This window comes from Vibrio olivae (assembly GCF_042428525.1).
Taxonomy (GTDB): Bacteria; Pseudomonadota; Gammaproteobacteria; order Enterobacterales; family Vibrionaceae; genus Vibrio; species Vibrio olivae.
Genome location: NZ_JBHMEP010000001.1, coordinates 835,344 through 857,600 on the forward strand (window position 1 = coordinate 835,344; position 22,257 = coordinate 857,600).

The following is a 22,257-nucleotide window of genomic DNA, read 5'->3' on the forward strand; positions in this document are numbered from 1 at the left end:
AACACCAATGAATAATAGCCACGGTCGTTACGTGTTGGCGACAGAACTTGTTTCTCCGATGGGCATGAATTTGGAATTATCGCTTGCGATAGCAAAAGCGGATCTCGCACGGTTTGAGCAAAAGCCCGCTGATAACGGCATCGATAAATACAACTTTGCAAAAATTGATTTTATCAGTGGAGAAAGTTTATTTTCTCGCGTCACCAATACACTCTCCATCCTATTAGATTCACTATTAGATAAAATTCCGACTTCTTTAAAGCCTGTGCCATTGATGATCTCGATTCCATCGCCGATATTCAGTGAGGAATTACAACGTTGGTTTGATGAAAAAGATTATTCACGGGCTATTTCTAATATCGATATCCAACATTCTAGTGGCCCTCAATATATTGAGAAAACGATTAATAAGTTGGATAGCCATGATGCTCTGATCAGTATTTCTATTGATTCTTTAGTTGAGCGCATTGAAGATTTAATTGCCAGTAACCAAGTGCTGGGTTCAAATAACCCGTGGGGCATCATTCCTAGTGAAGGTGGCGCAGGTATGGTTTTGGCGAGGAAAAACATTATCGACACCTTAAAACTGCAACCTGTCGCCCGTTTCGGTCATTTTGACGCTGAATATGGCGTAAGTGACAGGCGTGGAATGATGCGCATTGTCCAGCGTTTAAGTAAGAAAATTCAATCATTTGGCTGGGTTTTTAGTGATATGACTAACACCCGAAATGATACTGAAGATTATGGTTTTGCGTTGGGGGCTCGTGCTGAGTACTTTCTGAATCCACAGCAACCTTTTCTTATTAATGAATTGTGGGGAACGTTGGGTAATTGCTCTCCGATGGCGTTAATTGCAACCGCAATTCAAGAAAACCGAAGTAGTGAACCGTCTTCACTTCTCATGTTTTCAATAACCGGTGACCGTGCCATTTTACAGTTGGATAATCAATTTTAGTCCTGTCTGATAATAATACATCACGCAGTGATCTTTATTACAAAGTTAGTCTCAAAAAGTGACAAAATTATTTAGTGAAACCACAAGTAAAATTGGCTACTTAACCAGTTACTTTAACTAAAGTTGTAGGGATAGCGTTCTTTTTAATTCAAACGGTTGAATTAGGAGGGGGAGACTAATTATTATCTGCGCGTAATAACACTTCCTTCATTTAAAGAGTCAATCGTGTCAGAGAACAAAGGGATAGCCAACAGCTATATCGATAAGCTGGTTGTGAAGGCAATTGAAAAGAAAAAACAGCAACAGCAAAATATGGCGAATAAAAATAAGCCAAAGCTGGAATACGTGCTGTTTTCTCAATTTGATGTGCTTGAAACGATTCCTTCAAAAAACGGCACAACGACGATTTATCACTTAGCTAAGAAAGACGCTCCCGAAAAGCAGTTGTGTTGCAAGGTTGTCAACGAAGATGCAAGTGAAGCCGCACGTAAAATACTGCAAAGTGAAGCGAGTCGTTTAGAAATCTCTCAGCACCCAAGCGTCGCTGAATTTATTAAATTTGGTAACGAGTTTGAACGCCCATACTTCATGTATGAGTGGATTCAGGGTGAATCTGTCGCTGATAAGATGGAGCGTTATTCCAGCAAAGGGTTTCGTCATGACCACATTGCGTGGTTGATCTATCAGCTTGCGGGTGCTTTGGAATACATGCACACGCGTGGTGTCTGTCACCTTGATATCAAGCCTTCCAATGTCATTGTGAGCGAAAATGACAACGTCAAATTGATTGATTTTGGCGCGTCACGCTATGTCGGCGAAGCAGAGCAGTACGCTGAAGCAAGCTTAAAATACGCGTCTCCAGATTATCTAGAAGCCGGAACTGCATACCCGCAAGATGATGTATATTCACTGGCGCTTCTAACTGGACACTTATTCTTGGGATATGTGTTTGGTGATGCTTGGCAAACTCAATTGACTAACCGTAAGCGCCCACAACTGATTCCTGGCCATGTCTGGAGCTTGATTCGCGATGTCATTCTAAAGCCGCGTAAGCACGGTTATACGCCGATTTCTTTTGCCCAGCGCCTAGCTTGCATTGATGTTAACAACCTTGACGCCAATGCCAGCGCTCCAATTTTTAACAACTTACGAAATGCCGATTTAGTATTGACTCCGCGTAAAGCCTTTGACCGTTTACCCAGTCAGCGTTTTCGCTATCTTGAGGCCAGCCTAGTCGCGAGTGTCGTCGTGATTACGGGGGCTTACCTTTATGATGCGAGCCAGCCAGAATGGCGCAATATTGTGAAGTCTGAACAGCAAAATAACGATGTCGTTTCGGCAATTAAACCTGCGCAAACTGCATCCTTTTTGGCTCAGTCACCATGGGATATTGAAGACGCCTTGAATGACATGGAGGCGAATGTTGTCTCGACAGCGCCATATCGTGAAGCTTATCAAGTGCAGCAGGTCAAACTCGATAACCTGTACAACCAATACCAATCGGATCTCTCCGCGTACCAGAATGCGTCATCAGGACTGCCGGGAACACTGAATTCAGTGCGCAGTGAATTAGTCACTCTCCGTCAACAACTGAGTGATGATGGTGCGCTGTTTCCTAAAACTGAGCAGCAACTTGATCTTGCTATGTCGCATTTAAACAAAGCGTCGGTTAATGCCATCAAATTAACGGATGTGACAGGCAATCAGCGTGACCAGTTAGTAAAACTGATCCTAAATGGGAAATCGAAGCAAGCCGATGAGTACTTGAAATCAGCTTGGTTGTTGAACCAGTCACAAGGCTACTTCTACAGCAAAGTCCTGCCTAAGCAAGTGTTGGCGAGTGTTTATCAATCGGTCGAAACGCATGCGCAAAAGCATTATTACACGCAAGCCATTGACGAAATTGAAGCAGCAATGACCTTCTTTGGTCGAACTGCTGCACTGCAAACCAAAATGCGCGAGCTGAAAGTGGCCCGCAGTGAATACGTGCTGTTTAGTACGGTAACGGGTCAGTTTATTTTCGATAAGCAGAAATTAAATGTTTCGCTCGCCGACCTTGAGCGCAACGCGCCGAAAAAGTTCTCGGAAGTCACTGAACTGCTTGGTCAAATGGCGACAGATTCGATTCAAAACAGCCACCAAAAATCACGACCAGCGCAAGGTGCACTGCTTGTACAGCGTGCGTTGATTGACTACAACACGTCAACGAGGAGCTAAGCCGTGGATCTCGAAACGTTATTAGCGCCGATAAGCGACACTGCGCCAACGGGTGAAGATGCGAAATACGAATTTAGCTACGAGTTGATGGAAGCTGAAGTTAAAAAATTTGGCTCTTTGTTTGGTGAAACGGTGGATTGGGCTGTCGTGAAAGCTCAGGCTGAAGAAGTATTATCCACGCACAGTAAAGATCTTAAAGCATGTTGTTATTTGACGCGCGCATTGGCTGAAGACGATCGTTTAAACGGTGTGGAGCAGGGCTTAGAACTGGTTTATCAAGCTTTAGACCGTTTTGGCGCTGATTTGCATCCTAGGCGCAAACGTGGACGAGATGGCGCAATTGAATGGTTGAACCATCAGTTAAAACTCACGTTACCAAAGTATGAAGAAGCAAGTTGGGAAGCGGTATCACAATGCCTGCAAGTGACTGAAAAACTGCAGGGCAAATTTGATGAAGTGTACGAAGACTCTGAAGCTGATTTGTTTGAAATTCGTACTCAGCTTAACGGCTTAATGCAGCGTGCAAGTGCGCAACCGGCGCCCTCTGAGCCGCAACCTGCTGCTGAGCCAGAACCGGCTCAGCCTGATATTCAAGCTGAAAGTGTTGTACCAACACCCACGCCTAAGCCGCAAGTTGAAACAGCGCCAGCGCCTGATACCAAGAGCAAACCGAAACAGAAAGAAGTCGATATTGATACCGACTTTTCTACGCCAACGGCATCAAAGCGGACGTTGAAAAAAGTCGCGGAAACCATGCTGCATGCAAACCCAGCAGCCCCGCTTGCTTACCGTTTGTTCCGCCATTTAACGTGGGATGATGTAGATGGCTTACCAGATAACCAAGAGGGGCAAACGCCACTTATTCTCGCCGTTTCGCAAGATCAGCAAACGGAATATAGAGACAAAGCTCAACAAGAGAGTGACGTCGATACAATTAAACGTTTAGAGAGAACACTAACTGATGCGCCGTTTTGGCTCACTGGCCATTATTACGTTTTCTCCATGCTAACTAACTTAGGGCTCGATAACGCAGCGACGGCTGTAAAAGATGAGGTCTTGTCCTTTGTAAATGAGTTTTCAGGTATTGAAAAACTCACGTTCAAAAATTCTGTTCCATTTGCCGATGAAGCGACACTCAATTGGTTGTCGTCTGGTGTTGCGCAGGCTTCAGGAACCACCACGATGCACAATGTGGTGTTTGCTGAAGATCAATCATTGCCGCCAGTGGAAGAGGTGACCCTTGAGAATTTAGGGGATTTTTCAGCAGATGTTGCCCAGCGCCTAGAGCAGGACCGCTCGGGTCGAGGGCAGTTTTTGCTGTATTTACAATTAGTAAAAGCCTACCACAGCGTCGGATTATGCACTTTATGTCTTCCTTATCTTGAAAAAATTTGGCTTGTACGTGAAGAAATTAATCTCGCTAGCTGGGAACCACACTTGTCTTTGCAATTAGATGTTCTTACTCAAAAAACTCTTAACGAGTTATACCCCAATAAAGAGCAACTACCTGAAAAGTATCAAGATTGGACAACAATTAATGACTAGTAACAATATTAGATAAGGAACTCGTTATGTCACGTGATGGCTCGGTAGCTCCTAAAGAGCGAATTAATATCCGTTATGTTCCAGCAACAGGTGATGCGCAAGAAGACGTAGAACTGCCGCTGAGTATGATGGTTGTCGGTGATTTCACTGCGCGTGCAGATGAAACCCCGATTGAAGAGCGTACGCCAATCAACATCGATAAAGATAACTTCAACGAAGTACTTGAAGGTTATGCGCCAAACGTAAAAGTAAACGTTGAAAACCGTCTTACAGACGAAGAAGGCGCACAAATGGGCGTCGATCTAACGTTTAAAAACATGAAAGACTTCAGCCCTGAATCTATCGCTCGCAGCGTTCCTGAGCTTAACAGCCTGCTTGAACTGCGCGAAGCTTTAGTTGCGTTGAAAGGTCCTCTTGGGAACGTACCTGCGTTCCGTAAAAAGATTGCTTCAGTGCTTCAAGATGAAGAAGCACGTAAGAAATTATTGGATGAACTAAGCCTTGGTGCAGACCAAGAAGCGAAAGAAGAGTAAGGGATAGTATGTCGGCAGAAGCTCAAGCGGCAGAACAAGAAGCAGCCCTGGCGGAATCAGGCTCACTTCTTGATAGTATTCTGAATGAAACCCGTTTAAAACCAAGTGATGAAGGTTTCGACGTTGCCAAACGTGGTGTTGAAGCTTTCATTGGTGAACTACTAAGCAATTCAAGCTCAGACAGCAAAGTTGATCAATCTCTGGTTGATCTGATGATTTCTGAAATCGACCAAAAACTGTCTAAGCAAGTTGATGCGATTCTTCATAACGAAGATGTCCAAGCGGTTGAGTCAACGTGGCGTGGTCTGAAATACCTTGTTGACCATACCGATTTCCGCGAGAACATTCAGATTGAATTGATCTCAGCGAAAAAAGATGAAGTGCTTGATGACTTTGAAGATGCGCCTGAAGTCGTGAAATCTGGTCTTTACAAGCAAATCTATACGCGTGAATACGGTCAGTTCGGTGGTAAACCTGTAGGCGCCGTTATCTGTGACTACCAACTTGCGGCAACCACACCAGACATTAAATTGATGGAATACATGGCGAACGTTGGCGCAATGTCACACGCACCATTTATTACATCTGCGGGTTCTAAGTTCTTTGGCCTAGACAGCTACGAAGATTTACCAAACTTGAAAGATCTCAAGTCAGTGTTTGAAGGCCCTCAGTATACAAAATGGCGTGGTTTCCGTGAACACGAAGATGCACGTTACGTTGGTCTGTGTACGTCACGCTTTATGCTACGTACTCCGTACTCTGTGGAAGATAACCCAATCAAAGCGTTTGACTACGATGAGATGGTAACAGACAGCCACGATAACTACCTTTGGGGTAACTCGGCGTACGCGATGGCATCAAAAATCAGTGAATCATTTGCTAAATATCGCTGGTGTCCAAACATCATTGGTCCGCAAAGTGGTGGCGCAGTATTTGACCTTCCGGTTTACAACTTTGAATCTATGGGTCAAATCGAAACTAAGATCCCAACAGAGATTTTGGTCTCTGACCGCCGTGAGTACGAATTGGCTGAAGAAGGTTTCATTGCGCTAACGATGCGTAAAGGTTCTGACAATGCGGCGTTCTTCTCTGCAAACTCAGTACAAAAACCAAAAGTCTTCGCTAATACGCCTGAAGGTAAGCAAGCGGAAATGAACTACAAGTTGGGTACTCAGCTTCCTTACATGTTCATCATTAACCGCCTTGCTCACTACATTAAAGTGCTACAACGCGAACAAATCGGTTCTTGGAAAGAGCGTTCTGACCTAGAAAGCGAATTGAACAAATGGATCCGTCAATACGTGTCTGACCAAGAGAACCCGCCAGCGGAAGTTCGTGGTCGTCGTCCGCTTCGCGCAGCGAAAGTGGAAGTGTCTGACGTTGAAGGCGATCCAGGTTGGTACAAAGTATCAATGTCTGTTCGTCCGCACTTCAAATACATGGGTGCAAGCTTTGATCTGTCTCTAGTTGGTAAACTGGATCAGTAATTCAAAGTAAAAACATAGGCGGCCAGTCTTTTCGAAGTTGGTCGCTTTTTCGGGTTAAGTTGCGGTGGCAATCGCATAGAGTAAGAGCCGAGTATGGAAAAAGGTTATCGTCTATTAGAACGTATTGAATTGGGTGAACCCAAAAACAGTTATGACAAAGTGGTGTCACACAAACATCTCATAGAATCCATTCATATTCATCTCGCCGATCTTCTTAATACCCACGCCGGAAACGCCATGATTGATGGCGATTACGGCTTACCTGATTTTAACGATGTGTTGTCTAACAACACCAACTTAGTGCGAAATATTCAGCAAAATATACGCACCACCATCGAACGCTATGAGCCGAGATTACGTAATATCGACGTTCATTATCGCGAAGATCACCATAACCCGTTGCAACTCGGATTCGGCATTTTGGCTGAAGTATTCCATAACGGGGGCAAGGTCTCGATGTCGATTGATATCTATATGGGTGTCGATGGTCAATTTAACGTCTAGTAGGTAACGGTTTGAGTAACAGTAAGTATTTCCAAGATGAGCTGACTTATCTTCGTGAGTCGGGCGCTGAATTTGCTAAATATCACCCTAAACTAACGCATTTCCTGTCTGACGGCACGTTTGATCCGGATGTGGAACGTCTGCTTGAAGGGTTTGCCTTTCTCACCGGGCGAATTCGCGAAAAAATAGACGATGAGCTACCTGAGCTCACGCAATCATTGATGACTCTGTTGTGGCCTCACTACATGCGTTCCATCCCGTCGATGTGCATCAGTGAACTCAAACCGCACTCCGGCAGTGTGACTGAAAAAACCGTCATTAAACGCGGGGCAGAGATGGCCAGTGAGCAGGTCGAAGGCACACAGTGTCTATTCCAAACCTGTTATGATGTCAGCCTCTACCCTCTGCAAATTAACCAAATCGATCAGAGCAATAGTCGGACAAGTTCCAGTGTCGATGTTACCTTGTCGACGGAAAACGGCCTTGAGCTTAGTCGAATCGGTATGGACTCTTTACGCTTTCACCTCCACGGTGAACTGCATATTACACGCTCGCTGTATTTGTGGCTGTTTAAGTATCTTGATCACATTAAGTTGGACGTTGGTGGCGGTTATGTTCATCAACTCAGACCGGATGCAGTGAAAGCGGTGGGCTTTGGGGAAAAAGAAGCGATTCTTCCTTACGGCGCCAATTCGTTTTCAGGGTACCGCTTGCTGCAAGAGTTTTTCTCATTACCCGACAAATTCATGTTCTTTGATGTCACAGGGCTTGAGTGGTTAAAAGGCATTCCGCAACGTTCGACCTTGAAAATGACCTTTTGCTTTAATCGTGCTTTGCCTTCTGAAGTGGTGCTCAAAGATAAGCATCTTCGTCTTAATTGTACGCCTGCGGTGAACTTATTTGAGAAAGACGGTGACCCAATCCGTTTGGAGCATCGCCGCAATGAATATAAGGTCCGCCCACAAAGTACCAACCAAGAACACTATGAAGTGTACTCCATCGATGCAGTGGAAAGCTGGAGTAAAGATGAGCGGCGCCGAAAAGCATTGATTGAATTTGAGTCGTTTGAACACCAAATTAACCAACGTGATAAGCGTGAGTTTTATAAATCCAAAGTGGCTGAGCGTATCAGTGGGCGAGGGTTAGAGCGCTATATCTCTTTCCACACTCATAATGGCGATGTTGCCGAGCTTGGGACTGAAACGGTATTGATGAAGCTCAAATGCAGCAACGCTGACCTTGCTGAGCGCCTATCCGTGGGTGATATTGTGTACACGACACATAAATCCCCGACCTATGCGACCTTCAGTAATATCACTAAGCCGACTCAATCTGTGAGCCCTCAAGTGAATGGTGAACTGCAATGGCAGCTCATTGCCAATATGTCACTGAACTATTTATCGCTCGCGAACATCGACGTATTGAAAGTCTTACTCTCCACTTACGATTTTCATTCTCGCGTTGACCGTCAAGCGCACCGAGCATCGATTCATCGCTTAGATGGCATAAGAGATTCGCAAATGAGTCCCATTGATCGCGTATTTCGCGGGGTTTCGATTCGCGGCAACCAGTTCAAGCTCACCACCAATTCGACCTATTTCGTCAATGAAGGTGACATGTTCTTAATGTGTAACGTTCTCAATGAGTTTATCCGCTTGTACTCGAGTGTGAACTCGTTTACTGAGCTAGAAGTGTTTGATGAAGCCAGTGGTGAAGTTTACCAGTGGGAAAGCTTAACTGGGCAGCAGACAGTATTATGATTGGTGCATTAACTTCTAAAACCCATGAGTTTAGTTTCTTCCAAGCAGTGCACTTGCTGGAGAAGCACTACCAGTATGAACCCGATAATCAGTTTGTCGCCGTGGGTGAGAATAAATACTTTCACCATGAGTTCATTGAATTTAGCGTGTCGCCAAATTTATCGTTTCCTAAAAGCGATATGGATTATATCGTTCATATGGAACGCGATGGTCGCAGTTATACTCGGGTTGAAACCAACTTCTTGGGGCTTCACGGCTCAAGTTCACCACTACCGGCGTCGTACACGGAGAAACTCGCAGGGCGTGATGAAGACGATAACCCGGTAAAAGACTTCTTCGATTTTTTCCATAATCGACATATCTCTTTGTTGTATCGAGTGTGGAAAAAATACCGCTATCATATTCAATATCAAAGCGGGGCAAATGATCGTTTTTCAGGGCGTATTCTCCACCTAGCGGGCTTGTCTGAAGTGATTCAGGAAACGTCTGCCTCTGAACTCGATCGGGCGAAAATTTTATCCTACGTTGGTCAGCTCTCGACGCGAACACGCTCTCCTAAGCTGATTTCTGGTATCGTTGCGCACTATTTCTCGCTACCAAGTGTCCGTATCGAAGAGTGGGTGTATCGCCGTGTTAATATTGATGAGCGTCAGCGTAATCGTCTAAATCGTGCCAACTGCGTTTTGGGGCAAAATTTGCACTTAGGACAGAGTATTGCGGACTTAAACGGTAAGTTTAATGTGTGTATCGATAATATTGATTTCGATACGTTCGTGACCTTTTCAAACGGAGGTGACGGACACCGAACATTAACTGGGTTGATGCAGTTTATTTTGCGTGACCCGATGTCTTGGGATCTCAAGCTGACCGTTAACCTCGATACGATTCCCCACAATCAGTTAGGACAGGGCAAGGGCAATAAACTGGGGCAAACGTTATGGCTAGGACAAGCCAAAGAGGGTGATGCGAAGATCAAAGTGATTGGTAGTATCTAGCGCCTTGAGGGCGGAATAAAATTAATAAAAAAAGCCGCTGGGAGAAGCGGCTTTTTTGCGTGTCGAAACAATGGTTAACGATTGATCGGTTGATGCAAAACCACCGTGGTATTAATCGATTTGATGCCGTTAAACGATTCAATCTCGTTACATAAGCGGTGAATCGATTGAAGATCTGGCGCTTCGATTAACGAAATAATGTCGTAGTTACCCCCAACAATACTGGTAAGACGCACTTCAGGCAGTTCCTTCAGCGCATTGCTCACTTCGTTTTTTTTGCCTTTCTCACAAGAGATCAGCAAATAGCTGGCGGCTTTGCGCCCTTCATTTTCGACTCGGATTTGAGCGGTGTAACCTTTGATTACACCGGTTTTTTCTAGCCTGTTGATGCGTTCAGCCACTGCCGTTCGTGACAAACCAATGTTACGAGATAAATTGGCGATAGATTCACGGCCATTAGAAAGCAAGTTAGAAAGTATCTTGCGATCCAATTTATCTAAACCTTGAAGATTCATATTTGACATCATAGTCCTGCCTTTGCGTTATTTTTAGTATAGTGTTGTTATTGTTCGATTTTTTCTGGAAGAGTGAAGTTATATAACTCTTCCAATGTAAATGGGTTGGTTTGCGCATGCGGGGTAATACGTAAACGCAAATCTCGGCCAGAAATACGAATATCACTGGTAAAGCTGCCGTTATGCGTATTGGTGAGTGTTGAGTCACCAAACAAGCGGTAAATCGCCCATTGTCCATTCTTATCTAAGACATGCTGTGTACCTTCATCAGTGACGTCCTGAATGGTCATACTGATCTTGAAGTTGCCGTCTTTGGGTGGCCATTGCAGTTCTTGAATACGGCTTGGGCCATGGAAATAATTGAAGCTTGCGTCTGCTATTTGAATATTGGCACGCATTGCACTTGAGTCCATATCCATCACTTCAGCACTGAACGGGATATATACTTTATTGGTGCTCTTATTGATCAGAGCATCACGAATTACGTTGTAGTTGCGCAGTTGGACCAAGACTTCCTGAGACAGTCCCATCGTTTCGCCATCTAGACGTTTTGGACGCCATAGGTTGGTGTCATAGAACGGAGCAAAGTTCTCTTTAATGAAGTTATCCAAAATACCACCAGAGGCGAACAGCAACTCAAAGTCTTCTAGAGAAATTTCTTTTTCTGCTTTCAGATCAAAGGGATATTTACCAAGGCCAAGTTCTTTAAACTTACTGTAGACTTGGCTGTACCACTGAGTCTGAATGCCGCGAGAAGACTCTTTGATGATCACAGACCAGCTTTGATTGACGACAGCAAGCAGCCAGCTACGAACCGGTTCTGGTGAGCGATCGGCTATTTGCTTTAAGCGAATCAATGGGTCGGCATCCGTGCTGCTAATACGTTGGCGGGCAACGGTGAGCGCCGTCATTTGAGGATCTGGCGAGTCCGCAATATCTTTCATGTAGTTTCGGACTTGGCTCAGTGCAGTAACGGTTTCTTCCCAAGGTGATGTGGTATCCGATGTTTCACTGACCTGCAGTTGGTTGAGGTTATGGAAAGCCTTTTCAACTCGCTGCATTAACACGTAGTCAGGTTGAACCACTTCTTCAGCTTGGTCTGTCACTTCTTCAATGGCATCCGTTAAGCTTGGTTTGACCTTCGCAAGCAGGGCGTCCTGGCTTTCATCACGTGTAAAGTGGGTGTTGCTGAACACTTGCTTAAGAACCGTGGTCATTGGTGAAGATGGGCCTGAAATCAGGTCAATCGCATTGGTAATATCACCCACAGTATCGTATTTTTTGACTTTCAACTCGCTCAGCGCATTACGCCAATAGGTGATGTAGTCGTCGGTGTATTTTTTACGAACTTGCTGCTTAAACGCTTCTTGCTCTTCCGGTGTCGGTACCACATTGTTGGATAGGCCCAAAACCCAGTTGTCGGCAATCACTTGTTCCGACATGAGGTCAACTCGAGGACGATAGAAGGTACTGAATCCGGTAGCGGTATACACTTTACTGACTTCTAAGCGGTTATTATCGACTTGGTCATCAAAAATATTGAAGAAGTCAAAGCCGACGACGCGCTGCATATCTAACGTGCCTAAATCGATGTCACTGGCTTGTTGAAGTAGGTGTGCGTAAACCAAATCAACATTCGAATGTGCAAGCAGAGAACGACGTGTTGCACGCACGATGTCCATATTGATTTCAACCGAATCAAATGACGTGCGTAGATAGGCATCCAAGTAGTCCATCACTTTGGTGACGGTTTCTGGGTTTGAGCTCAAGGCGTTAAGGACTTGCAGCGTTTGCTTGCGCAAAAACTTAACGTCACGTTTCTTAGATTCCTTGAGCATCAAGTAACCTTTGAGCAGCGGCAAAGAGCGGCTTAGGTTATCTTGGTTGTTTGCCAATTCGATGCGATAACCCTTTTCAATCAAAGGCATCAGCTTGTTTGACAACTGGTCGATAAGCGCGCGATAGGCAATTTTCGTACTGTCTTCTAATCGACTGACTTTTAAAGAGACAACTTCGTTGTCCAATGCGGTATTACCGCTTAGCCAGCCCTCGTAAGCCGATTGCACAGAGACAGACGCACTTTCCAGCTCTTCATTAAAGGATTTGGTCGCGCTATCACCGCTATCAACCGTGTCGACACCGACTAAGGTGTTAATTACACGTATATTACTGCCGAGAGTATCGACAAAGAAATACGCGCTTCCTGCAATAAACATCGCGGCAAAGACAATGGTTGCACGGCTCTTACGCTGTAACTTACGAAGGTAAGCTTTGTTTTCGCCTGCAAAATCCGCTTCAGGAAGAATTTGCGAATCGACCAGAAAACGTGTGAAGAACGGCGTTTCTGATAAATGAGTATGCTCCGAAGCAATGATTGGCAAATTGAAGTAATTGCTGCAGCTTTTCGCGAGCAAATTATATTTGCGTCCGCCTTGAATACTCGAGCAGAAAAACACTTCACGAATATCAAAATAATAGTGACCACGATTGATTGACGAGATACGTTCCACTAAAGAGCCGATTTCCGATTTACACAGTTCAAATTGCTTTGGAAATGCCAAAATAGCTTGTTTTTCATCAACGTTGGTTGTGTTGGTCGAAGAGTCTAGGGCGTTGGTTTCCATGACTCTAACCAAGTTTTGATAGCTGTCTTCGTAATAGTCAGTCACCGCACCTTTGGCTTCTTTCAGTGGGATAGAAAGAAACTCAATGCTTGTTTTTAATGGGCTGAATTGAACGTACTCTTTAAACCCTTCCAATTTATCCAACTTAGACATGATCAGATAAATAGGCAGAGCGGAAGAAGTCTCTTTGCCTATCGATTCAAGACGGTCAAGCAGGGCAGTGAGCGTGTATTCGACTTGTTCATTTTCGTTGACGATCAAAAACTCAAAGTCGATAAAGAACAAGCTGCCAGCAAACGGTTTTCTTGGGCGGTGTCGAATCACCTCTTTAACCAATGTATCCCAAAGTGCCGCATCGGCACTTGATACTTCTTGATATACGAGACGCTGATCAGGCTTAAGGTAAATTGCCGTATCTGACTCATACCATTCAAAGAAGTCGTTTTTTGCGGTACGGCTTTTGTCCATTGGTTTGATGGCGTTGGAGTTAGTCAGAAACTGAACTTTTCCGGCGCCTTTGTTCCCTAAAAGTAGATAAATCGGTTTTTTCCCAGACTTACTTAACAGGGGGCTTATCACCATAGAAAGCGCTTCTTCTTCGGTCTCAAGTTTTAGCGCTTTATTGCCTTTGCGTTTTTTAACCCACAGAGTTACCTGGAAAACGACATAGAATAAAGCAATGACACCGAGACCGGCCCAAAGATACAGTTTGTCTAGATCAGTCAGCCAAAATATAAATATTGCTGCTAAAATCGACGCAAAGATAATGGCTACCAGTGTTGATAAAAACACTGGATTGCGGAAGAGTTTATTTTTTAACATAAGCCTGTTGCGTTTATTTGTCTAATTATTGTTTTGTAGTTTCGAGAGCATGCTGAACTTGATTTATCTTGTGCAGATAAATATTCAATAGTTCAAGAGAACGATTTAGCTCTTCAAGGTTTTGTGATTTTTCTGAATACTCAATTCGCCCCAACAAAGGAAAAAGGGTGTTGCTATATTGATAGGCTTTTTTAGCTTCATTATCCGCACTATTTGCAATGACATTGGCAAATACCGTACGAGCGTTTGTAAATTGTTTGTGCAAATTAGAATATTGCACTTCGATGTTACGACGCTGCTGGTAAAATTCTTGATTAAGTTTTAACGCACTAGACGAGTCTGGATATAACGCTACTACGTTATCAAGAATATTTCCTAGGCTGTCCATTTGTGTCACTTTTAAAGGCGAACGTTGCCAACCATTCATTAAGCTATTAAGACGAGAAATAAGCAGTGGCTTAATATCGTCTTTAAAATCTTTGTATTCGACGGATAACTTATCTGTTATTACTTCGATTTGATGTATAGAGCCAGATTCGATATTTGTCTTTAGTGATTTAAGTTGGTGGTTTTGGTAAATAAAATAAGAACTCACAATAACAAATAACGCAATAACCATCGCTGATATAGTGATAATAGCGGAACGGCTCTCATGTTCTTTTTTTGTTGGTGTGGCTGTTTTAGGTGGGGTCGCAGGTTGAGGTGTTGCCGGCTTCATAATTTCGACTTTGACCGCTTTGTTCTTCGCCTGACGTTCTTTTTCTGCTTGCTTGTCTTTCAGGTTCTCGATGTGTTGCATCAGCTCACGACGAATCCCCCCGAATGAAGGCGCCTTAATTCCGTAATGGAGACGAAGCTCTTCCTCCAGACTTAGGCAGACACGGTGGCCAGCCTCAAGGAGGGGAAGGTGATCTTCTGAAATATTGATTTTTTTCAGCCGCTTATCAGCATGCTCTATTAGCCACTCCATCGCACCGATACGAGCATTGGGTTTGCTTGGATCGGGGTAGGCGGAGTGCCAATATACGACACACAGATCAAGCAGAGAGTGTAAGCCTTCGACAAAACCTTTTAAACCATCGTTGTGCATAGCTGCGACGGTGTAATAACAGCTGCATCGAAAATCTTTACTGTCGCTGACAAGAATTTTCTTTGAAAGAGTTTGAACTTTTTTCCAAGAGACAGACCCGGTAACTTTACTCAGGTTATTTATTTGACGTTTGATTTCGTCAAACTCTTCCAAATTATTAGGGTTATCACCAGAAGGGCTAGTATCGCTAATAGGCCTTCTAGCAAAATCAGTAAAGAACATATTGAATAGATCCAACTAAAGTTACAATGTAATGGTTGATATGCATGCCTAAACCTTTAGGCTTAATTTATAGTTTTATAATTTAAGGTTTTAGCTTTTATATTTATTTTGCGAAGGATTTTATAGTTAAAAAGTTTAATTTGAACAAAAAAATTGCCCTCGTTTGTTGTATTTTAACTAAGTGTGATATGCATCACATTACATACCGAATGGTATTATCTAAAAAGGTAGTTAAGTTTGATGTTTATTCCATTTTTTATGTTTTTATTTAAATATTTTGCATAAAATGGTCTCTCTGAAGGATGTAATGCTGTAATGGCTTATTTTGTTTAAATAATGAGCGTTTTAAGCTGGTTTTCTGGCAGATTAAAAAGGATAAAAAATAGAGCGATAGTTTGTGTTGTGTTAATAAAACATCGGTTCTATTTACATTTGTGTAACTAGGTCGGCGTTTGTTATTGTCTTTCTTATCATTAGTTTGTTTTATCGCTATATAACTAAAGTTATAGTTATATTCACGTCTTAAGTAGTCTTTTTGCAGTATTTGCTCGATGTGCTTTACAGCATGTTGAAAATGTCCAATAGCTTGGTATCTTTCGCGTTTTATTATTCGGAATAGACTTTTCTTCGAGGGAAACGATGCTCAAACCAAGCCAAATTGGCGCGCTATCACTTATGTGTCTTTTTTCTACAGTTAGTTTCGCGAAAGGCGAACGATACGGTATTTCTTATAATCTTTTCAGTGTCGAAAGCATTGAATATGACGAAGGCGAAAGTGGCGAACAAGATATGACGCGTTTTGGCCTCGTTCATACTCGTCCATTAGACGAAAACAATAATCGCTGGCGTTGGTGGTTTGGCTTAAATTATCTCAATGGTGAAGTAGACGCACCAATGAATGGTTTATATCAGGAAGTCACAAACTATGAACTGCGTGTCGTTCCCCAGTATGCGATTGGGACATGGACACTGTTTACGCCTTATATCGGTGCAGGTGTATCCCTTGCGTATTCTCAATATTCTAACCGCTGGGTTGTTGACCAAGACGGCTACAAATATGGTGACCAATTGGAAGACGTTTCTCAGTTTGAAGTGGGTGCGGTTGTGACTGCCGGAATGGTGATTAAACTGGGCAGTAATCCGAACGCACATGTTCAACTTATTCCTCAAGCTTCTTACATCGCACCCGTGTTCAACGATGGGTTGGGTGGCGTCGAACTGTCTGTTTCGTTGGTATTCTAGAGGTCAACAATGAGATTAAATCAGCTTGTTTTAACCATCGCCAAATGTCCGGAAGAGTATACCGGCTCTAAGCATATTGAGATGCCAGAAGAAGGAGGCTCGATTGGGCGCAATCCAAGCTGTACATTAACACTTGCTGACCATAACCGGTTTATTTCGGGTACGCACTGCTTGATTAGCGTCTATGGGGATACATATTACATTAGTGATGTCAGCACTAACGGCATTCTAATTAATGGCAATAAAGTCCTACGCAATCAACCTGTGTCACTTTATGAAGGGGATGCTGTTACCCTTGGACAATATGAAATGCACGTTGTGTTTGAGCAAATCGCGCTGGCTCAAGATATAGCCGCAGATATTGCCCCTGAACGTGATTCAAGTGACCCGTTAGTGAATCTAGGCGAGCCTGTTGTTGAAGAGGAGCAGCAAGTCGGGTCTCTAGAAGATCTGTTTATGGAAACAAAACCTGATGAAATTGATGGGCAAGACCCTATCACACACCTCAATTTTTCCATGCAGCGCGATGATGATTTCTTGATTCAAGATGAAGAGCATCGTAAGCCTCAGCCTGCAGAACCAATCGATAATCGTCGTCAAATCGTTGATGATAGCTTTAGTATCGATTCCGAATTTGATATCCCGAACCTGATTCCTGAAGATTGGTTAGGTGCCGAGAAAACAGCGTCTGCGCCTCCCCGCACTGACAATCACCCGCCGCAAGAGAAGGTGTTTGTTGAGCCTGCGCCTCATGCAGAAAAACAGCCCAATGCGCAATCATTTAACGCTGAGGCTCACCAGGCCGCACATACCGTAAAGGCGGCGGCGCAACAAACCGTTCAAACTGGAGCCCCAACTCAGAGCTGGGAAGAAGTCACTTTGCCATTTGAACCTAAGCATCAAGCGGAGTCATCAGAAGCGAGCGTTACGCCATCAGTAAACGTCGAGCCGACAACGATTCATACCGAGACACCGCCTACTTCAGGCCCTTTAGGTATGAGCGAGGCGTTTTTTCAAGGATTAGGAATCTCAGCGCCCGAACTTGTGCAGCAAGATGAGCAGTTTTTTAAACACATGGGAATGTGTTTGCGTCTCTGTATGGACAGCTTACAAAAAGAGCTCAATGACGTAGAGACATTGAAGCAAGATGGCGAAAGCCAAAACACGACAGCCAATTTGACAGAGCTGATGTTAACTCTAAGCAGTCAAAAACTCCTTGCACCTCATGAACTGATTGAGCAGATGCTCGATGAACTTTCTGATCACCGCGTGTTATATGAACGCGCGATTAGCGATTTCTTGGTTGAACAGATTAATGCCTGTGAGCCGAAAAAATTTGAACATGATTTTAGCAACAATAAAAAGTTTGCATCTAAATCAAAACTTTGGAGCGCTTATACCGCTCATTATGATCAAAACCGCCTTAAATTTAACGACCATTCTGTAAAGAAATTGATCAAAGAAAACTATGAAAAAATTGTTCAAGAAAAACATGCGTAGTGCGCTTATCGCATTAATGGTTTCCTCGCTCAGCGGATGCGCAGTGTGGGATCAAATGAAAGAATCTACGGGAATCACGCCTGAAACATCTTCGATTGAATTAGTGATCGAGGCTTCTGATGTTCTCAACGTTCGTGAGGGCGGGGAATCCTCTCCCGTCATTTTACGCATTCATGAATTAACATCGCCCGTTCTTTTTCGAAGCCTCGATTTCTTTGCTCTGTTTGATAACGACAAAGCGGCACTTGGCGATGAGTACATCAAACGTTATGAATTCCAGCTCAAGCCAGGCGATACCATTGAACAGACAATTGAGTTATCTCCTGATACTCGTGCCGTCGGATTTTCGGTGGCGTTTCGTGAGATTAATGGCTCGTCATGGCGCAAAGTTGAACTGGTTGATGAAAAAACCGAATATTTTTTGAGATTAATTGTTGAAGGCAGCGAGTTATCTTCCGATAAAAGTCGCGGCATAGAACAGACGTATTTTTAAGGGATCACCACATGTCTTTATACAACCCAGTTGTTTGGCAAGACGGCATGTTCATGAAGCCGCAGCACTTCCAGCAACTCGACCGCTCTCAAGGTAAAATGGCGGGCATGCTCAACGCAAACAGTTCCCCTCTGCATTGGGGACTTAAGCGTATTGAAATCAACGCAGAATTATTGGCCTTAGGCAAAATTGGTATTACTCGCGCTGAAGGTGTCCTTCAAGATCGCACCCCATTTGAGTTGCCTTTATTGGCGGAGCTTCCAGAAGTTCGCGATGTTGACCCGTCTATCACGGATAAAGTGGTGTATTTATGTTGTCCGCTTCCCTCTGAACGCGCTGAGCTATTTGGCAGCCAGAAGGATGGTGCACGTTATAAAATTGAAGCGCAAGAAGCTGTCGACTCCTGCTATGACAGTGAAGACATTGCCAGTATTTCAGTGGGTAAGCTTAATTTTTGTCTGCTCTATGATCATGAAGATAAAAGTGCGTATACCTCGATTCCTATTTTGAAAATATCGGAAGTCAAACCTGATGGTAGCGTGATTCTCGATGATAGCTTTATTCCCACTTGTCTAGATATCCATGCTTCAAGCGTGCTAAGTAAGTACACCACTGAATTTGCTTCTATGCTCAAGCACCGAGCTGAGTCGATTGTTCAGCGTTTAGGGGTGGTTGACCAGCAAGGTGTGTCTTCTGTTTCTGATTTCATGCTGCTGCAAGCACTAAACCGTTATGAACCTTTGTTTTGGCATTTTGCGAGCGTAGAGGGGGTTCACCCTGAGTCTTTCTATCGTATTTTGCTGCAAGCCGAGGGCGAACTATCAACACTGTGTTCCGCGTCCCGCAGGCCGACAGAGTTTACTAAATATAACCATGGTGACCTTACAAGTTGTTTAACCACTACACTTGAAAGCGCGAAAATGACCTTGAGTGTGATGTCTGAACAACGAGCGATCCCGCTAACGCTGAAAGATCAAAATTACGGCATTCGCACCGCCGCAATTCCTGACCGTAAGGTTGTGGAGTCCACGACGTTTATCCTTGCTGTTAAGGCAGACGTTACGCTGGATGTTCTGCATACTCAATTTGTGAGTCAAACCAAGATTGGTTCGATCGATAACATTCGTGACCTTATTAACTTGCAGCTGCCAGGTATTGAAATTAAACCGATGCCAGTGGTACCACGTGCTTTGCCATATCATGCCGGTTACACGTACTTTGAATTGGATAAGGCAAGTGATGAGTGGGCAGCGCTTAAAGATAGTGCCGCGATTGCTGTTCATGTGGCCGGTGATTTTGCGAATCTATCACTACAGTTGTGGGCTGTACGCTTATGAGTTACGCCGATAACGATGTCACTGTCGTCTTATTCCAACCTGAGCCCGGCAAACCGATGGAGGTCATGCCGGCGCCTGATTTATCCCGTAATATCTCGGTCCGTGATTTAGAAATCGACAAAATGGGGGTTAACCCACTTGTTGACCAATTCACCTGGTTAATCGCTAGCCTGTCTTGTATGTCCTCTATTCCTTGGCTTGATGATCCAATGCCATTTCGTGAACAGGTTGCTCATGAAATCCGTAAGGGTGAGCGCAAACTGAACGAAATGGAACTTGATCGCGCCTCGATTTTGGTTATCCGTTACTGCTTATGCGCTGCGATTGATGAGTCAGTTTTGCGCCAAGAGTGGGGGGCGAACAGTAACTGGAGTCAAAACAGTCTATTGTCGGAGTTTCACAATGAAACATCGGGTGGTGACAAATTCTTTATTATTCTTGAACGGCTTAAAGCGGATCCGCGCAAATATCGTTATGTGATTGAATTTTTGTACCTGTTGTTACAACTCGGTTTCCAAGGTAAATATGGGCGGGAAGAACGAGGAAATGAAAAGCTGGCCGACATCGGTAACACAATTTATCGATTAGTTCGCGATGATCGTTTAGCAGAACAGGAAAAAGTGTCGCTTGTTAATCTTAAAGCCAAGTATTTAAAGAAACCGCTTAAGAAAGTGATTTCCCCCAAGTTCACTTTGGGGGTAACCGCGTTAATTTTTGCGGCGATGTATGCGGTAACGTATGTGGTGATTGATTTGAAATTTCAAGACTTACTCAATGCGTACCAGTAGTTAATCTTTTATCAATAACGGTTCAGAAATTCTTGAGGCTGACTCAATTTTGAACAGGTTAGATAAAACGACAGGCTGAATAGTTATTATGACTAGCGATTAAGAGGGATTGTTTCGGCAATCTCTTTTACTATTTTTATCATCTCAACTTTAAGTGGATCAGCGATGGGTGTAACAGTGAATGCCAACGGCTTAAGTGTCGTGCATCAAGGCTCCGGCGGCGAAGCCAATGCAACTTTACCGGATGTGTGTAAAACACAATGTGGGCCACCTGTTGTCCCGATCCCCTATGGCAACAACGCGAAATCGGCCGATCTCGCTGATGGCACTACCAGTATTACAATGGATGGCGGCAACAGTGTTGCGATTAAAGGTAGCAAGTTTGCGAAAAGTACTGGTGACGCAGCAGGCGATAAAATGGGGCAATCGTCGGGCACTATTGAAGCCGAAGCGGAATTTATTTCAGCCTCTGCCACGGTTAAATTTGAAGGGGTAGGCGTATGCCGCTTATCCGATCAAATGACCATGAATAAAGCCAATACGATGTGTTTAGGTGGGGTGCAGAATCCATCGGTATCGGTTACCGAGGAGCAAGAAGGCACTTATACCATTGATCTGATTTGTCGTTATCCAAATGGCGCTGGTTATGCCAATGCACCTTTTGAACTGCGCGATGCAAGCGGTGGCGTGATTGGCAGTGGAACCCTTGATGCCAACGGCCAAGGTTCGGTGAGCGGGCTTTCCCCCGCAGAGTGTATTTTGGTGCTCAGTGAATCGAGCGATGACTACGTTGCAAATGCTTCGCTTCCTATCAATCAACCGACCGAAACCTATGAAGATAGCCAAACATTCTGCACTTACGTCTCGGGGTATCGCACCCCTTTTTGGGACATCAGTGTGGCGGCTAGCAATGATTGGGGGATTTTGATTTCTCCTCAGCTTACTGATGATGATTTCCGCGATATTGTTTATGAACAAAGCCGAATTACGGCGCCATTTGTTGTGAGTCGTAATCAGTCAAAAGATTTCGCTTTTGCGTTTGTGTCGGCATTAAATCATTCGTTAGATGACACTGAAACGTTGGAAAAATATCAGCCTTTGCTTGAGCAACTGTTTGAGCAGGCGCACCCTCAAGGCAATATTATTCGTTTACTTGCCCAAGCCGATAGCGCAGAACCGCCTGCAGAGTTATTAGCCAAACTGCGTTTGCTCGGTACCGGAAACACACTTAACTATATTCAAAATCTCGATTGGGAAGAGGTAAATAATACCCTTTGTGGTTTTATTAGCGACCTCATTGCTGACCTTGATATTCGCCTTGAATATATGCAGATGCAAGCTCAAACGCGTGGTTTAAGTGTTCTCGAAACGGGACTCGCAACCTATCGTGATGCCACAAAAACATTGGGTAACCTCTTACCTGATATTTTCGGCCAGATCTTTGAGCAGATTGCGTCTAATTTAGCCGATATTGCCAGCATGGCGGAAGGCGCGATTGTTAATCGTACGGGGGAATCAGGATTTGCGACCAACTCTGGAGAATTTAGCACCATTGTTTATACCAAGGCGCATAATCCAAATCGACCACCATTTGTGATTTTCAAAGATCTATTTTCTGATTAAGAGGG

17 protein-coding genes are annotated in these 22,257 nt (G+C 44.0%); 14 read left to right on the plus strand and 3 right to left on the minus strand.

Annotated elements, in window-relative coordinates:
• Nucleotides 1-7: 7 nt before the first annotated feature.
• The 8 genes from ACFFUV_RS03830 to tssG all read left to right on the plus strand — a co-directional run bounded on the left by ACFFUV_RS03830 (nt 8) and on the right by tssG (nt 9,996).
• Entirely contained in the window at nt 8-955 is a 948-nt protein-coding gene (locus tag ACFFUV_RS03830) for a hypothetical protein (RefSeq protein WP_390189823.1), read from the plus strand.
• 225 nt (nt 956-1,180) lie between these two features.
• The gene (locus ACFFUV_RS03835; protein WP_390189824.1) at nt 1,181-3,172 is read left to right on the plus strand and encodes a serine/threonine protein kinase; all 1,992 of its coding nucleotides are present in this window, start codon (nt 1,181-1,183) and stop codon (nt 3,170-3,172) included.
• 3 nt (nt 3,173-3,175) lie between these two features.
• Nucleotides 3,176-4,717 (plus strand): type VI secretion system protein TssA, encoded by a 1,542-nt coding sequence (gene tssA, locus ACFFUV_RS03840; RefSeq protein WP_390189826.1) that lies wholly within the window; start codon nt 3,176-3,178, stop codon nt 4,715-4,717.
• Nucleotides 4,718-4,743: 26 nt separating this feature from the next.
• Nucleotides 4,744-5,250: a type VI secretion system contractile sheath small subunit gene (gene tssB, locus ACFFUV_RS03845; protein WP_390189828.1), complete on the plus strand. Its 507-nt coding sequence runs from the start codon at nt 4,744-4,746 to the stop codon at nt 5,248-5,250.
• An 8-nt stretch (nt 5,251-5,258) separates the two neighbouring features.
• Nucleotides 5,259-6,737 (plus strand): type VI secretion system contractile sheath large subunit, encoded by a 1,479-nt coding sequence (tssC, locus tag ACFFUV_RS03850; protein ID WP_390189830.1) that lies wholly within the window; start codon nt 5,259-5,261, stop codon nt 6,735-6,737.
• A 93-nt stretch (nt 6,738-6,830) separates the two neighbouring features.
• Nucleotides 6,831-7,241, plus strand: a complete 411-nt coding sequence (gene tssE / locus ACFFUV_RS03855) for a type VI secretion system baseplate subunit TssE (RefSeq protein WP_390189832.1) — start codon at nt 6,831-6,833, stop codon at nt 7,239-7,241.
• An 11-nt stretch (nt 7,242-7,252) separates the two neighbouring features.
• Nucleotides 7,253-9,001, plus strand: a complete 1,749-nt coding sequence (tssF, locus tag ACFFUV_RS03860) for a type VI secretion system baseplate subunit TssF (protein ID WP_390189833.1) — start codon at nt 7,253-7,255, stop codon at nt 8,999-9,001.
• The gene (tssG, locus tag ACFFUV_RS03865) at nt 8,998-9,996 is read left to right on the plus strand and encodes a type VI secretion system baseplate subunit TssG (RefSeq protein ID WP_390191825.1); all 999 of its coding nucleotides are present in this window, start codon (nt 8,998-9,000) and stop codon (nt 9,994-9,996) included. Before tssF ends, tssG begins: the two co-directional genes overlap by 4 nt.
• A 74-nt stretch (nt 9,997-10,070) precedes the next feature.
• On the opposite strand, the gene ACFFUV_RS03870 is transcribed toward tssG, so the two are convergent.
• Genes ACFFUV_RS03870 through ACFFUV_RS03880 form a run of 3 tightly spaced genes read right to left on the minus strand, consistent with a single transcriptional unit; the run spans nt 10,071 to nt 15,269 of the window.
• The gene (locus ACFFUV_RS03870; protein WP_390189836.1) at nt 10,071-10,523 is read right to left on the minus strand and encodes an Lrp/AsnC family transcriptional regulator; all 453 of its coding nucleotides are present in this window, start codon (nt 10,521-10,523) and stop codon (nt 10,071-10,073) included.
• Nucleotides 10,524-10,558: 35 nt separating this feature from the next.
• Complete coding sequence (tssM, locus tag ACFFUV_RS03875) at nt 10,559-13,957, minus strand: type VI secretion system membrane subunit TssM (RefSeq protein WP_390189839.1); 3,399 nt, start codon at nt 13,955-13,957, stop codon at nt 10,559-10,561.
• Nucleotides 13,958-13,982: 25 nt separating this feature from the next.
• Nucleotides 13,983-15,269 carry a type VI secretion system ImpA family N-terminal domain-containing protein gene (locus ACFFUV_RS03880; RefSeq protein WP_390189841.1) on the minus strand — a complete coding sequence of 429 codons (1,287 nt, stop codon included), beginning with the start codon at nt 15,267-15,269 and terminating at the stop codon, nt 13,983-13,985.
• Between the two features lie 639 nt (nt 15,270-15,908).
• Here ACFFUV_RS03880 and ACFFUV_RS03885 point away from each other — a divergent pair.
• From ACFFUV_RS03885 to ACFFUV_RS03910, 6 genes are all read left to right on the plus strand, one after another.
• Nucleotides 15,909-16,511 (plus strand): hypothetical protein, encoded by a 603-nt coding sequence (locus tag ACFFUV_RS03885; protein WP_390189843.1) that lies wholly within the window; start codon nt 15,909-15,911, stop codon nt 16,509-16,511.
• A 9-nt stretch (nt 16,512-16,520) separates the two neighbouring features.
• Complete coding sequence (gene tagH / locus ACFFUV_RS03890; RefSeq protein ID WP_390189845.1) at nt 16,521-18,011, plus strand: type VI secretion system-associated FHA domain protein TagH; 1,491 nt, start codon at nt 16,521-16,523, stop codon at nt 18,009-18,011.
• Nucleotides 18,004-18,504, plus strand: a complete 501-nt coding sequence (tssJ, locus tag ACFFUV_RS03895) for a type VI secretion system lipoprotein TssJ (RefSeq protein ID WP_390191827.1) — start codon at nt 18,004-18,006, stop codon at nt 18,502-18,504. The genes tagH and tssJ overlap by 8 nt, the downstream gene beginning before the upstream one ends.
• 11 nt (nt 18,505-18,515) lie before the next feature.
• The gene (gene tssK / locus ACFFUV_RS03900) at nt 18,516-19,841 is read left to right on the plus strand and encodes a type VI secretion system baseplate subunit TssK (RefSeq protein ID WP_390189847.1); all 1,326 of its coding nucleotides are present in this window, start codon (nt 18,516-18,518) and stop codon (nt 19,839-19,841) included.
• Nucleotides 19,838-20,629, plus strand: a complete 792-nt coding sequence (icmH, locus tag ACFFUV_RS03905) for a type IVB secretion system protein IcmH/DotU (protein WP_390189848.1) — start codon at nt 19,838-19,840, stop codon at nt 20,627-20,629. The genes tssK and icmH overlap by 4 nt, the downstream gene beginning before the upstream one ends.
• A gap of 165 nt (nt 20,630-20,794) precedes the next feature.
• The gene (locus tag ACFFUV_RS03910) at nt 20,795-22,252 is read left to right on the plus strand and encodes a DUF4150 domain-containing protein (protein WP_390189849.1); all 1,458 of its coding nucleotides are present in this window, start codon (nt 20,795-20,797) and stop codon (nt 22,250-22,252) included.
• The last annotated feature ends 5 nt before the right edge of the window (nt 22,253-22,257 follow it).